This is a genomic window from Priestia sp. ABM2_011 (assembly GCF_056158845.1).
Genome location: NZ_JBSWUB010000001.1, coordinates 336,553 through 349,653 on the forward strand (window position 1 = coordinate 336,553; position 13,101 = coordinate 349,653).

Sequence of the window (13,101 nt, forward strand, 5' to 3'; positions counted from 1 at the left end):
TCAATGTTCGGTGAGCATGATTCTTTTCAAATGTGTATAATAAAACGTATGATTATGGTTATATCAAACTTGAATCTGTAACTTTCTTTATGATATGTTCAGTTACGATTAGGTTGACCAATTCATATTACACATGAAGGGAAGAATTTAACATGGCAAAACAACAAATCGGTGTTATCGGTTTAGCGGTTATGGGGAAAAACTTGGCGCTAAACATTGAGAGCAGAGGCTATTCTGTTTCAGTTTATAACCGCTCTCCTGAAAAGACAGAAGAGTTCCTAAAAACAGAAGCAGAAGGTAAAAATTTTGCAGGTACATACAGTGTGGAAGAGTTTATTAATTCTCTTGAAAAACCGCGTAAAATTTTATTAATGGTTAAAGCTGGTGCTGCTACAGATGCAACAATTGATTCGTTAAAACCATACTTAGAAAAAGGCGACATTTTAATCGATGGCGGAAATACATTCTTCCAGGATACAATTCGTCGTAACAAAGAGCTAGAAGAATTAGGTATCCATTTCATCGGTACAGGCGTATCCGGCGGAGAAGAAGGCGCATTAAAAGGACCTTCAATCATGCCTGGCGGACAAAAAGAAGCATATGAACTTGTAAAACCAATCTTAACAGCTATTTCAGCGAAAGTTGAAGGCGATGATTGCTGCACATACATTGGACCAAATGGTGCAGGTCACTACGTAAAAATGGTTCATAACGGCATCGAGTATGGCGATATGCAGTTAATTTGTGAAGCATACTTCATCATGAAAAACGTATTAGGCTTAGAAACAGATGAATTACATGAAGTATTTGCTGAATGGAATAAAGGCGAGCTAGATAGCTACTTAATTGAAATCACAGCTGATATCTTTACGAAAAAAGATGAAGAAACAGGTAAAGCACTTGTAGACGTTATTTTAGATACTGCAGGTCAAAAAGGTACAGGTAAATGGACAAGCCAAAGTGCGCTTGATTTAGGTGTACCACTACCAATCATTACGGAATCTGTATTTGCACGCTTTATTTCAGCTATGAAAGAAGAACGTGTAAAAGCAAGCAAAGTATTGAGCGGTCCAAATGCAGCTGCATTTGAAGGCGATAAAACCGAATTAGTAGAAGCAATTCGTAAAGCATTGTACATGAGTAAAATTTGTTCATATGCGCAAGGGTTTGCTCAAATGAAAGCAGCTTCTGAAGAATATGACTGGAATTTACAGTACGGTGATATTGCAATGATCTTCCGCGGTGGTTGTATCATCCGTGCACAATTCTTACAAAAAATTAAAGAAGCTTACGATCGCGATGCAGATCTAACAAACTTATTGTTAGACCCATACTTCAAGGATATCGTAGAAGGCTATCAGTCGGCTCTTCGTGAAGTTATTTCAATTGCGGTTAAACAAGGTATTCCTGTACCAAGTTTCTCAAGTGCATTAGCCTACTATGACAGCTACCGTACAGAAACGCTACCAGCGAACCTTTTACAAGCGCAACGTGACTACTTCGGAGCTCACACATATCAACGTGTTGATAAAGAGGGCGTATTCCATACTGAGTGGTTAAAATAAAAAACAAGAAAAGCAGCTGTATACTACAGCTGCTTTTTTTATTTACTCTTTAGGTGAGAAGTTGTCTTCTCCGACTGGCCACCAGTGGAAACCGTCTTCAGCAAGCAATGCGTCTGATTCTTTTGGTCCCATTGAACCTGATTCGTAGTTCGGGAAGTTTTGTGCTTTTGTGCTTTCCCATGCTTCTGAGATAGTATCAACAAATTTCCAAGAAAGGGCTACTTCATCCCAGTGAGTAAAGTTCGTTGCATCTCCAAGCATGCAATCATAAATAAGGCGTTCATAAGCTTCCGGTGTATTCATTTTATCTCCACAGTTATTGCAATAGTTCAAGTTAATCGGTGTGGATGATGTGGCACCTGGCGTTTTACGCGCGTTCAAGTGAAGCGTAATGCCTTCTTCCGGTTGGATATGAATGACAAGCAAGTTTGGATGAATTTCTTTATCTTTATTGAAGTACAGGTTCATTGGTAAGTCTTTGAACTGTACAACAATTGTCGTTGCTTTTTCTTTCATGCGTTTACCTGTACGGATATAAATCGGTACGCCAGCCCATCTGAAGTTATCAATCATAAGCTTACCAGATACAAATGTAGCGGTATTAGACTCAGGATCAACCGAGTTTCCTTCGCGATAGCCGATAACTTCTTCTCCTTCAAGTACACCTTTGCCGTATTGACCTCGTACAAAATAATCATCTACTTCATCCACTGATAAAGAGCGAAGAGCACGCAATACTTTTACTTTTTCACTGCGAATTTCTTCCGGTGTTAATTTAATCGGCGGTTCCATTGCAAGTAGGGCCACCATTTGAAGCATATGGTTTTGTACCATATCTCGAAGGGCACCTGAAGATTCATAGTAACGGCCACGGTCTTCTACACCAAGCGTCTCACTAGACGTAATTTGGATGTTTGAAATGTATTGGTTGTTCCACATCGGTTCAAATAGAGCATTTGCAAAACGGATAACTTCGATATTTTGCACCATTTCTTTACCGAGATAGTGGTCGATACGATAAATTTGATCTTCCTTAAATGCATGGCGAATTTGTTCATTTAATTCTTTAGCAGAAGGATAATCATGGCCAAACGGCTTTTCAATGACTAGGCGGCTCCAGCCTTCTGTTTGTGTTAAACCTTCATTTTTTAAATTCGAAGCAATCGTTCCGAAAAATTCAGGTGCCATTGCTAGATAGAAAATACGATTTCCAGGCACGTTGTATTGCTCATCAAGGCTTTCTGTTAGGCTTTTTAATTCTTGATAAGAAGCGACATCTGTTACGTCAAACGGTTGGTAATAAAAATGTGAAGCAAACTTTTCAATGTCAGCGTCACTGTTTTTGAAACTGCTCACTGATTTTTTTACATTTTCGCGTAATTCGTCATTAGTCCAAGGTCTTCTTGCGACACCAACAACAGCGAAATCTTCCGATAGTTTGTTCGCTTTATATAAGCGGAAAATAGAGGGGAATAACTTACGTTTTGCTAAATCACCTGTAGCGCCAAAAATTACGATAATGGATTTTGGTTGTACATTTGTCATTACTTCTAGGACCTCACTTTGTCGTAGTTACGTTCAATTTTTTTCCGCTTTAACAGACAACACTTAAATGAAATCTGGGGATTCATTGCCCGTTAAACTCGGCCTTTATAAACAAACGAATGATTGCTTGTTTACCTTTTCCTTTATGTATAGAACTACTAATAAATTGTAACGATTTTAAAGGGTTAACGCAAATAGATTAAAACAATTTGTAGTTATTATTCCATGTTTTTAACAAGTTTAAAAGTATTTTGTTTCGAATACGGAGAAAAAGCTACCGTTATTTTAACAGTAGCTTTTCTCATTTATTTATATTGATACAGGGAACCGATAGATTTTTTTGTTGAAAATGGCAGCTCAGGGCTATCGGCAATGATAAAAATAGGACAGTGCATTAAAAGTGGATGTTTTTCGAAAAAGGAAGCATCAGCGTGATAGATAGACGATAGAATAACAGGGAGCTGTTCTAAAAAGTGAAGGTAGCGTGTAATGGTTTCATCTGTTGATGTATGCGCACCGATGTAATAATACACAGTAAGGGAATAAAAACCTTTATCGAAGACGAAGGATGCTAAATATTCGTTCCGCTCTTTTTGCATATGATCGTAGGCAAATTCAATGCCGATTTGAATGGAAGGAACAGAAGTGTGTTGACCTGGGAAAACGGTGTATTTTCTTGGTATCATTGGTTCAACGGGTGTAACACCCAGGCTGTAGGTTACGTCTATTTGGTGGGGATTGCTGATGATCATATGGAATCCCTCCTTTAATATAAAAATACACTCTTTATAAGTGTATACAAAGTTTCATTGAACATGACAATATTAAAATATGCCCAGGCTCTCAGCGTATTTAAAGCAGGCAACGTTTGAGCAGGCGGCAGAGTTTACGATAAAATAACAAAAAAGATTATTATGAGGTGATAAGCAATGAGTATTTTAAAAAATGACTGGGCTCCTTTATTAGAAGAAGAATTTCAAAAAGACTATTACATACAGCTTCGAGAATTTTTAGTGGATGAATATAATCACCACACCATTTATCCTGATAAATATGATATTTTTAACGCTTTACACTATACGGATTATAAAAATGTAAAAGTTGTCATATTGGGACAAGATCCTTATCATGGACCAAATCAAGCGCATGGACTGAGCTTCTCTGTTCAACCAGGAGTCAAAACACCGCCTTCTTTAGTGAATATTTACAAAGAGCTGAAAAATGAAATGGACTATCACATTCCGAATAACGGTTATTTAGTCAAATGGGCAGAACAAGGTGTTCTTTTGCTTAACACTGTTTTGACGGTTAGAAGAGGGGAAGCGAATTCTCACAAAGGAAAAGGATGGGAACAGCTGACGGACCGCATTATTGAATTAGTGGCACAAAAAGAGGAGCCGGTCGTGTTTTTGCTGTGGGGCAAACATGCACAAGCTAAAAAAGAGCTCATTCATCATTCACACCATTTAATTTTGGAAAGCCCGCATCCTAGCCCATTTTCAGCTAATCGAGGCTTTTTTGGCAATAATCATTTTCAACGAGCAAATGAGTTTTTGCTCCAACACGGACGTCAATCCATCGATTGGCAAATTGATGATGTGTAAAAGTGAGCATTTCATGAAGATTAGCTTCAGACATAGCCTCCTATTTCATCTTTTGATAAAATAGCTGTATAAAGTCATATTGAATGTAAGATGAGGTGTCTACATGGATATAAAAATGGCGCAGCTCCTTGATAAAATTAGTGCAGAAGTACAAAAAGCGAAGCACCATTCGAATAGTGGGAACGTTCGAGATCAATTGGTTGCTATCAAAGCACTGTGTGAGCTTGCATTAGATCAAAATGAAGAGGTTTCAGCATCGAAACCTGTCTCGGTTTCAAAACCTGTTGTCATGTCTTCACCGGAAATTATGCAATCGCCTGAGATTATGCAGCAACAGATTATTCAGTCATCCAAACCTAATTTTGAAGGAACGAAATTGAAATCAGATGATGCAAACGGCGATAGTTTGTTTGATTTCTAAAGTGAGGAGAAAAACATGAAACTATTTTTAATAATCGGTGCAATCAATGCGATGTTAGCGGTTGCTCTTGGTGCCTTTGGAGCACACGGGTTAGAAGGGAAAATCTCAGAGAAGTATTTAGAGGTATGGAAAACAGGAGTGCAGTACCAAATGTTCCATGCAATGGGGCTGTTCGTTATTGCGTTTTTATTAAGCAAATTTCCTCAGTCTTCTTTGTTAACAGCTTCGGGCTGGATTATGTTTGCAGGGATTGTGCTGTTTTCAGGCAGTCTCTATGTATTAAGTACGTCCGGTATTAAAGTTCTTGGCGCGATTACTCCCCTAGGTGGAGTTGCTTTTATTGTAGCCTGGATTTTAATTGTTGTTGCAGCTGTAAAATGGCTATAAAAAAACCCCTGAAAAGGGGTTTTTTTAACGCGGAGAATAATTGCTCAACTGTTGGCCTCCACCGCCAAATGGATAATTGTATTTAATTTCTTCATCGAAGGTAATGTAATCAAGATAAACCATAAGCAGTACATAGCGCGTTCCAGTCTGTGGATCGCTTAAAATGATATGATCGCGTCCGGCCGCTTCAATAATACCTCTAAAGACCTTCGCGTTCCACTGCGTATTATTTTCAAACGTCATATATACAGTCGCTATTTTTCCTCGATTTAAACGTAAAATATTTTCAATATATGATTCTTCAATAGGCAGTTGATTTGGGTCTTGCGGGGCACCACTGCCTCCAGAAGAGGTAGGGGGTGGCCCTCCTTGGCTTTGCCCTTGAACCTGCGGCTGGCCGCCTGGCTGGGGCTGCTGCGGCTGAGGCATATAATAAGGGTAGTTTGGACTCATATACGGATTTTGCATATATTGCTGTTGCGGTTGATTAGACTTTGGTTTTTTCATAGGAACCTCCTTCAAACAAAAAGAAATTAGTAAACTCCTGGACAATCAGCTTGAGTTGGTGCAAAGAAACAGTGAGATTTAAATCGTCCTGTGTTATTTTGGTTATACCATTGAGCAGGACAGTCGCCGCTGGGCTTGAAAAACCACAGTGAGTTTTCCGCGGGGTTAAAACGTTCCCCTCTTAATACACGTCGTGCAAGTGTAATTTCAGACTGGCGGGCACGCTGATAAAAGTAGCCTTTTTGAGTTGCTTCAAATCCGCCTGGGTTTTGAAATACCATCTGACGAATGGTTCTTATATTTCTAAAATCCAAACAGGGAGCTTTAGCGCGGTTCACGCCTACATTTCCTACCAGTAACATCCCTTGTTTTCCTTCACTTTCAGCTTCAGCTCGAATGAGTCTGGCTAGGAGCTTAACATCTTCTTCGTTGTGTGCAACGACTGCCATTATCCCACCTCGCTTACTTGTGACACTGTTGTATATATATGGTCCTGTAGATGCGAATATGCCATGGGTAGAAAATAAAAAAACCTGTTTCCAAGTGGAAACAGGTTTTTTATATACTAAATTTTATAAAAGAGATGAACGCTTTTGCAGCTTAGTTTAAACGTGTAAAAAGCGTGCAATAGCTTCTTCTTTTAATAAATTTCCGACAAAGAAGCTGCCAAATTCCCCGTAGCGAGCACTTACTTCGTCAAAACGCATTTCGTATACTAATTTTTTAAATTGAAGAACGTCATCTGCAAAAAGAGTAACGCCCCACTCATAATCATCAAACCCAACAGAACCCGTAATGATTTGCTTTACTTTTCCAGCGTATTGACGTCCAATCATTCCGTGGCTGCGCATTAAGCTGCGTCGTTCTTCCATAGGAAGCATGTACCAATTGTCATTTCCTTGACGACGTTTATCCATTGGATAAAAGCAAACGTGACTAGCTTTTGGTAAAGTTGGATATAGTCTAGCTTGGATTTGAGGATTTTCATAAGGATCCTCCCCAGCAGGTAAGTAGTTGCTTAATTCAACTACTGATACATATGAATAAGTAGGAATGGTAAACTCAGCAAGCTTTGTTTTGTTAAATTCTGTTTCAATTTCATTTAGTTCTTCCATAGTAGGACGAACAAGCATTAGCATAAAATCTGCTTTTTGGCCGACAATGGTATATAAAGCATGACTGCCTTGCTTTTCAGCTTCAGTTCCTTTCCATTTCTCAATCAAACCTAAAAATTCATGGATGGCCGCTTGGCGATCGTCGCTTGATAACTGCTTCCAAGCGCCCCAATCGATTGAACGGAAATCATGAAGTGCATACCAACCGTCTAATGTTTGTGCTGCTTCTGCCATTTCGTTTCACTCCTATTGTCCGATTATGATAAATTCCAATTCTACTATATCATAGTTTGTCCGAAGAACTGGAATGAAAAACCTGTGATTTTGTGACTAAACTTTAAACAATTGTTGCAAAGTAAAAACAGGTTTTATTTTGAGTGTTAGCGGAAAATTAAGAATTAAAAGACTTTTTCGTAATCATGGATTCTTGAAGGACATGCCTTTGATTTTTAAAAAAAGTGGAGTATCCTATTATGAGAAAAGTTTTTTACATATCGAGGAGGATTTACTTTGAGTGATTTATTTACAGGTTTAAAACAAAAAGTATCAGCTAGCGATGTATCAATCGTATTCCCAGAGGGATTAGATGAGCGCGTATTAGGTGCTGTTTCTCGTTTAGCTGCCGACAATATCTTAAAGCCTATCGTTGTTGGAAATAAAGACGCGGTAGCATCAAAAGCAGCAGAATTAAACGTAAAATTAGACGGTGTTGAGGTTTTAGATCCTCAAAGCTACTCTGAATTTGATGAAATGGTGGCAGCATTTGTTGAGCGTCGTAAAGGCAAAGCAACAGAAGAAGATGCTCGCAAAATTTTATTAGATGAAAATTATTTTGGCACAATGCTTGTTCATATGAACAAAGCTGACGGTCTTGTAAGCGGAGCTGCTCATTCTACAGCAGACACGGTGCGACCTGCTCTACAAATTATCAAAACAAGACAAGGTGTTAAGAAAACATCTGGCGTATTTATCATGGTTCGCGGCGATCAAAAATACGTATTTGCTGACTGTGCAATTAATATTTCACCTGACAGCCAAGATTTAGCTGAAATTGCTATCGAAAGTGCTCGTACAGCTGAAATGTTCGATATCGATCCTCGTGTTGCTATGCTAAGCTTCTCAACAAAAGGATCAGCAAAATCTCCGGAAACAGAAAAGGTAGCAAACGCAGTAGAAATTGCAAAAGAATTAGCACCAAGCGTAACATTAGACGGCGAATTCCAATTCGACGCAGCATTTGTTCCTTCTGTAGCTGAAAAGAAAGCACCAGGTTCAGTGATCAAAGGAGATGCAAACGTATTTGTATTCCCAAGCCTTGAAGCAGGTAACATTGGTTACAAAATTGCACAGCGCTTAGGAAACTTCGAAGCAGTAGGTCCAATCTTACAAGGTCTAAACAAACCGGTAAACGATCTATCTCGCGGTTGTAACGAAGAAGATGTGTACAAGCTTGCTTTAATCACAGCTGCTCAAGCACTTTAATAAAAAAACTCCGTCCTAGGGCGGAGTTTTTTTATTCGGCTAATGAACCCAACGCTTTTTCATTGCGGTCATACATGCGCTGCAGCTGCGTCTCAAACAGCATTTGTTCGGTAGCATTTAAAGGCATATTTACAAGAGAAGAGCTCATGCTATTCAGTGTTTGCAATAAAAGCAGCATGACATCAGAAACGGTTAAATCAATCTGTAATAGTTCAGATAGAGAAGCCATTGTATGAGGCTCGATATCTGGGTATGAAAATTTAGTTTCTGTGTTTTGGAGCCCTTTTTTGTAAAACTCTTGAATGAGAGAAGCGCGTTTAGAGCCGCTTCCGTTAACGCATAAGTAAATTTGTACGGCCACACCGCCGCGAACGCGTCGCTGTGAAATGCCTGCAAATTTTTGATTGCGAATGCTCAAATCAAAGCTGCCGGGACAATAGGATCCTACGATTTCCTTCGCTTCAATTGCGGTACCGTAAGATGCAAACATGGCCTTAATCAAATCAAACATGGCTTCATAGCCACGATCAATATCAATTCCTTTTTCTGCATCTGGAAAAATTAAAGAAATGTTTAGAACATCTTGATCAAGTACGACAGCGAGGCCGCCTGAATTGCGGACGATTGTTTTATACCCTTGTTCATGTAAATAAGCTGCACCTTCAGCCAGGTGAGGGAGCTTTGTATCTTGAATGCCTAATACAATCGTATCGTGATGCACCCATGAGCGCATGACAGCTGGAGATTCACCTCTTCCAACGGTTGTACAAAGCGTGTCATCGATGGCAAAAGAATGACGGGCATCAAAATGAGGACCTAGACTGGATTGATCAATAATACGCCAAGCGGGCTGTGCTAAAAGTTTCAAACTATTCTGCTGCATATCTCAAACCCCTTTATAAACAGTAAACGAACATATTATAGCATAAAGGCGTCAGGTCATTGTCTGTAAAATAGAAAAAGAAGAAAGCAGAGCCAAGTTTGACATCCCTCTTTCTTCGTTCGTGTAGCTTATTCAGCCATTTTCTCAAGATTTCCGTTACGATCCATTTTAAACGTAGTAGAAGAACGCTCTTCTTCATCAAATAGAGCTAACTTTCGCGCACGGTTCATGATTTGCATTAATGTTTCATAGTCTTCTTGAATAGTAGTAGCATTAGCTTCGAGATGTTTAATTTGTTTTTCCAACTCTGTGTTTTTCTTAGCTAACTCTGCATTTTCTTGCATCAAGCGTTTGTTTTCGCTTTGCAATGCTTGTAAATTGCTCGCTTGATTTGGCATTGTTTGCAAGAAGCGAATAACATCAGCCATTGAAAGCTCCTCACTGCTGCTTCTTTCTACGTGTGTTTCAGGTAAGCTATATGTTGCTGTAGGCGCAGACATCATTTGTTCCACATGCTCTACAGATGCTGGTGGCGTATATAATAATTTCTTTTTGCCTTGCTCTTGTCCAAGTGCACGCATACGCTGTTTTCGCTGTTTTTTAGCTAGCTGCAGTGCTTTTTCATACTGATGGCGTACAACAGCATTCCATCTGAATCCACATGCTGCTGAAGTTCGATTTAATTCATCTCCAACTTCTTCAAACGCATTCAACTGCGTACTTCCTTCGCGGACATGGCGCAATACTGTTTCAGCTAATAATAAGTCGTTTTCTTCTGTCCAAGCATCTTGTCTATCTTTCACTTTGTTCACTCCTCTATTTTCCATGACTCATAGTAATCATGTTTTGTAGTATCATCATGTACAAAAAATCCATACTTTATACCATTTCTTCTAGGAGTATGATAGATTTTGCTTCCTTCTTTAACTTGCATCGGACTTCAAATAGGGGTAAAATACCCCTTAGACAAAATGATGAACCAATTTTGAAAGGATTGTGTCAACATGGCAAATGAATTTAGAATTTGTGATGATTGTCAGGCAACAAACGTCAAAACGTTGTTACCTCGACTTAAAAAAATAGATGAACAAGCTGAAGTACAAATCGGTTGCCAGTCTTACTGTGGACCCGGACGTAAAAAGTCATTTGCATTTGTAAATAACCGTCCTGTAGCAGCGCCAACAGAGGACGAATTAATCGAGAAGATTGAAAAAAAAGTAAAAAAATAGATAGTGAAACAATAAATAGCTGCTTTTCTGCTACTTATTTGTCGAACGAGCTTCTTACAAACAGAATCGCCTTGTTTGTTAGGTAAATCACCTTGGTTGCTTGACAAGGTGATTTTTTATTCTGAATAGGAAAATAGGAAGTGAGTGTCGAAAAATTATAGCAACAACAAAGTGAAGATAGAGAGGTATGTAAATGACATATCCTAATGAAAAACTCAGTGAAGAAAAAGTATTTAAAGATCCTGTTCACCGCTATATCCATGTAAGAGATCGTGTTATTTGGGAGCTAATTGGGACAGCCGAATTTCAAAGGCTGCGTCGTATTAGACAGCTAGGAACGACATACTTAACGTTTCATGGGGCTGAGCACAGCCGTTTTAGTCATTCCTTAGGTGTTTATGAAATTGTGCGCCGTATTATTGATGACGGTTTTCAAGGACGCCCTGAATGGAATGAAGATGAGCGTCTTCTTTGTCTTTGTGCTGCTTTACTGCACGATTTAGGTCACGGTCCGTTTTCACATTCATTTGAGAAGGTTTTCCACTTAGATCATGAAGAATTTACACAAGCCATTATCGTAGGTGACACGGAGGTAAATCAAGTGTTGACGAAAGTGGGAAAGGATTTTCCTAAAAAAGTGGCCGAAGTAATCGCGAAAACATATGAAAATAAGCTTGTCGTTAGTTTAATTTCCAGTCAAATTGATGCAGATCGCATGGATTATTTGCAGCGTGATGCGTATTACACAGGAGTAAGCTACGGTCACTTTGATATGGAACGAATTCTTCGTGTTATGCGTCCTCGGGAAGACCAAGCCGTGATTAAACACAGCGGTATGCATGCGGTTGAAGATTATATTATGAGCCGCTACCAAATGTACTGGCAAGTGTATTTTCATCCTGTTACGAGAAGTGCTGAAGTTATTTTGACAAAAATTTTACATCGCGCGAAAGAGCTCCATCATCATTACTATGAGTTCAAGCAGGAGCCCACTCATTTTTATTCGATTTTTGAAGAAGAAATATCGCTAAAAGAGTATTTGAAATTAGATGAATCTGTTATTTTATTTTATTTTCAAGCATGGGAAGAAGAAGAGGATGAAATTTTATCTGATCTATGCCGAAGATTTATGAATCGTCAGCTTTTTAAATACATTGAGTTTAATCCAAATTCACAAATGAAAATGTGGATGGAGCTTACAACACTTTTTAAAAAAGCGGGCATTAACCCAGATTATTATTTAGTCGTCGATTCTTCAAGCGACCTACCATACGATTTTTATCGACCGGGTGAAGAGGAAGAACGTTTGCCGATTCATCTGTTGATGCCAAATAATGAAGTGCGTGAATTATCACGTCAGTCGGAGATTGTTGAAGCAATTTCAGGGAAAAAGAGAACCGATCATAAATTATATTTTCCACAAGATCTCATTGATCAATTGTCGTCTAAGCGAAAAGTTAAAGATCAGATTATAAACTTACTAAAAGGAGATCAGAGTTAAATAGTATAGGAGTTGAAGGGGCTGTGTTAAACGATCACGCAAAGATTGTGAAAGTATTTTCCGCGGCGGGAGAAGTTGTTGGCAGAAAAAAGTTACAAAAGATGATATTTATCGGAAAAAAACTGAAGTTTCCTTTTTATGAAAAGTATAATTTTCACTTTTTTGGACCTTATTCTGAGGAATTAACGCTTCGAATTGAGGAGCTGTGTAACTTGGGCTTTTTAAGTGAAATTAAAGAGAAAAAAGGCGGGTATATGCAGTATCGTTACGTATTAACAGAAGCGGGAGAAGGATTTTTAAGTCACTATGACTTAGAGCTTCCTCACTTGCAGGAATGTATGAAGGATATGAACGAGCAAAGCTCTAAATTTTTGGAGCTCGTCTCTACGATTTTATATTTTGATAACTTACCTAAAGAAGAAGTAAAAGAAAAAGTGTTTACGTTAAAGCGTAAGCAAAACTATACAGAAGAAGACATTGCAGAAGCATACGAATATATTGAAAAACTTCAGGCAACTCTGTCTGTACATTAAAAAGATGCCATAGGTCAACTCCTATGGCATTTTTTTTATGTAGGCGTTATTGATCGCTCATGCGCTTGCCCGCTACAGCGTAATGGTTTTTAGACATTTCTTCGATGATAATGGATACTTTTTCAGGTGATGCACCTGTTGTTTCTACAACAGCATCCGTTACTTTTTCAACAAGAGCTCTTTTTTGATCATCTGTACGGCCCTCAAGCATCTTAACAGTTACAACTGGCATAATGTGTACACTCCTTTTTGGTCAGTATATGATTAGTGTACCCGTTTTCTGAATAAAATGACAGTATGAGGTAGTGATGCAGGTCATAATCTGTAGT

16 protein-coding genes are annotated in these 13,101 nt (G+C 38.7%); 8 read left to right on the forward strand and 8 right to left on the reverse strand.

The annotated features are described in order from the left end of the window. Positions 1-152: 152 nt before the first annotated feature. On the forward strand, positions 153-1,565 hold the full coding sequence (gndA, locus tag ACXAE4_RS01835) for an NADP-dependent phosphogluconate dehydrogenase (RefSeq protein WP_013059861.1): 1,413 nt from the start codon (positions 153-155) through the stop codon (positions 1,563-1,565). Positions 1,566-1,607: 42 nt separating this feature from the next. On the opposite strand, the gene zwf is transcribed toward gndA, so the two are convergent. Both zwf and ACXAE4_RS01845 read right to left on the reverse strand, forming a co-directional pair. Beyond that, positions 1,608-3,110 (reverse strand): glucose-6-phosphate dehydrogenase, encoded by a 1,503-nt coding sequence (zwf, locus tag ACXAE4_RS01840; protein WP_013085508.1) that lies wholly within the window; start codon positions 3,108-3,110, stop codon positions 1,608-1,610. A 305-nt stretch (positions 3,111-3,415) separates the two neighbouring features. Continuing rightward, positions 3,416-3,862, reverse strand: a complete 447-nt coding sequence (locus tag ACXAE4_RS01845) for a staygreen family protein (protein WP_013085507.1) — start codon at positions 3,860-3,862, stop codon at positions 3,416-3,418. A 177-nt stretch (positions 3,863-4,039) separates the two neighbouring features. On the opposite strand from ACXAE4_RS01845, the gene ACXAE4_RS01850 reads away from it, so the two are divergent. The 3 genes from ACXAE4_RS01850 to ACXAE4_RS01860 all read left to right on the forward strand — a co-directional run bounded on the left by ACXAE4_RS01850 (position 4,040) and on the right by ACXAE4_RS01860 (position 5,522). Continuing rightward, complete coding sequence (locus ACXAE4_RS01850; RefSeq protein WP_028411955.1) at positions 4,040-4,714, forward strand: uracil-DNA glycosylase; 675 nt, start codon at positions 4,040-4,042, stop codon at positions 4,712-4,714. Between the two features lie 103 nt (positions 4,715-4,817). Continuing rightward, positions 4,818-5,135 (forward strand): YwdI family protein, encoded by a 318-nt coding sequence (locus ACXAE4_RS01855; RefSeq protein WP_028411956.1) that lies wholly within the window; start codon positions 4,818-4,820, stop codon positions 5,133-5,135. Between the two features lie 15 nt (positions 5,136-5,150). Beyond that, positions 5,151-5,522, forward strand: a complete 372-nt coding sequence (locus tag ACXAE4_RS01860; RefSeq protein WP_013059856.1) for a DUF423 domain-containing protein — start codon at positions 5,151-5,153, stop codon at positions 5,520-5,522. 24 nt (positions 5,523-5,546) lie between these two features. Here the strand turns inward: ACXAE4_RS01860 and gerQ are convergent, their stop codons facing one another. The 3 genes from gerQ to hemQ all read right to left on the reverse strand — a co-directional run bounded on the left by gerQ (position 5,547) and on the right by hemQ (position 7,378). Then, positions 5,547-6,029 carry a spore coat protein GerQ gene (gerQ, locus tag ACXAE4_RS01865; RefSeq protein ID WP_028411957.1) on the reverse strand — a complete coding sequence of 161 codons (483 nt, stop codon included), beginning with the start codon at positions 6,027-6,029 and terminating at the stop codon, positions 5,547-5,549. A gap of 26 nt (positions 6,030-6,055) precedes the next feature. After that, entirely contained in the window at positions 6,056-6,478 is a 423-nt protein-coding gene (locus ACXAE4_RS01870) for a cell wall hydrolase (RefSeq protein WP_016765947.1), read from the reverse strand. 156 nt (positions 6,479-6,634) lie between these two features. After that, positions 6,635-7,378, reverse strand: a complete 744-nt coding sequence (gene hemQ, locus ACXAE4_RS01875) for a hydrogen peroxide-dependent heme synthase (protein ID WP_013059854.1) — start codon at positions 7,376-7,378, stop codon at positions 6,635-6,637. A gap of 276 nt (positions 7,379-7,654) precedes the next feature. Here hemQ and pta point away from each other — a divergent pair, with 276 nt between their 5' ends. Beyond that, on the forward strand, positions 7,655-8,626 hold the full coding sequence (gene pta / locus ACXAE4_RS01880) for a phosphate acetyltransferase (RefSeq protein ID WP_013059853.1): 972 nt from the start codon (positions 7,655-7,657) through the stop codon (positions 8,624-8,626). Positions 8,627-8,657: 31 nt separating this feature from the next. Here the strand turns inward: pta and lipL are convergent, their stop codons facing one another. Both lipL and ACXAE4_RS01890 read right to left on the reverse strand, forming a co-directional pair. Continuing rightward, on the reverse strand, positions 8,658-9,509 hold the full coding sequence (gene lipL, locus ACXAE4_RS01885; protein WP_028411958.1) for an octanoyl-[GcvH]:protein N-octanoyltransferase: 852 nt from the start codon (positions 9,507-9,509) through the stop codon (positions 8,658-8,660). A 128-nt stretch (positions 9,510-9,637) separates the two neighbouring features. After that, positions 9,638-10,312 carry an RsfA family transcriptional regulator gene (locus ACXAE4_RS01890; RefSeq protein WP_033580385.1) on the reverse strand — a complete coding sequence of 225 codons (675 nt, stop codon included), beginning with the start codon at positions 10,310-10,312 and terminating at the stop codon, positions 9,638-9,640. Positions 10,313-10,513: 201 nt separating this feature from the next. On the opposite strand from ACXAE4_RS01890, the gene ACXAE4_RS01895 reads away from it, so the two are divergent. The 3 genes from ACXAE4_RS01895 (at position 10,514) to ACXAE4_RS01905 (ending at position 12,772) form a co-directional block, all read left to right on the forward strand. Next, the gene (locus tag ACXAE4_RS01895) at positions 10,514-10,738 is read left to right on the forward strand and encodes a YuzB family protein (RefSeq protein ID WP_013059850.1); all 225 of its coding nucleotides are present in this window, start codon (positions 10,514-10,516) and stop codon (positions 10,736-10,738) included. Positions 10,739-10,931: 193 nt separating this feature from the next. Continuing rightward, positions 10,932-12,239 carry an HD domain-containing protein gene (locus tag ACXAE4_RS01900; RefSeq protein ID WP_013059849.1) on the forward strand — a complete coding sequence of 436 codons (1,308 nt, stop codon included), beginning with the start codon at positions 10,932-10,934 and terminating at the stop codon, positions 12,237-12,239. A 23-nt stretch (positions 12,240-12,262) separates the two neighbouring features. Then, complete coding sequence (locus ACXAE4_RS01905) at positions 12,263-12,772, forward strand: YwgA family protein (protein ID WP_013085498.1); 510 nt, start codon at positions 12,263-12,265, stop codon at positions 12,770-12,772. Between the two features lie 46 nt (positions 12,773-12,818). Here ACXAE4_RS01905 and ACXAE4_RS01910 read toward each other — a convergent pair whose 3' ends face one another. Next, a complete protein-coding gene (locus ACXAE4_RS01910) occupies positions 12,819-13,004 on the reverse strand; it encodes a 2-hydroxymuconate tautomerase (protein WP_013085497.1) in 186 nt (61 codons plus the stop codon). Positions 13,005-13,101: the final 97 nt, after the last annotated feature.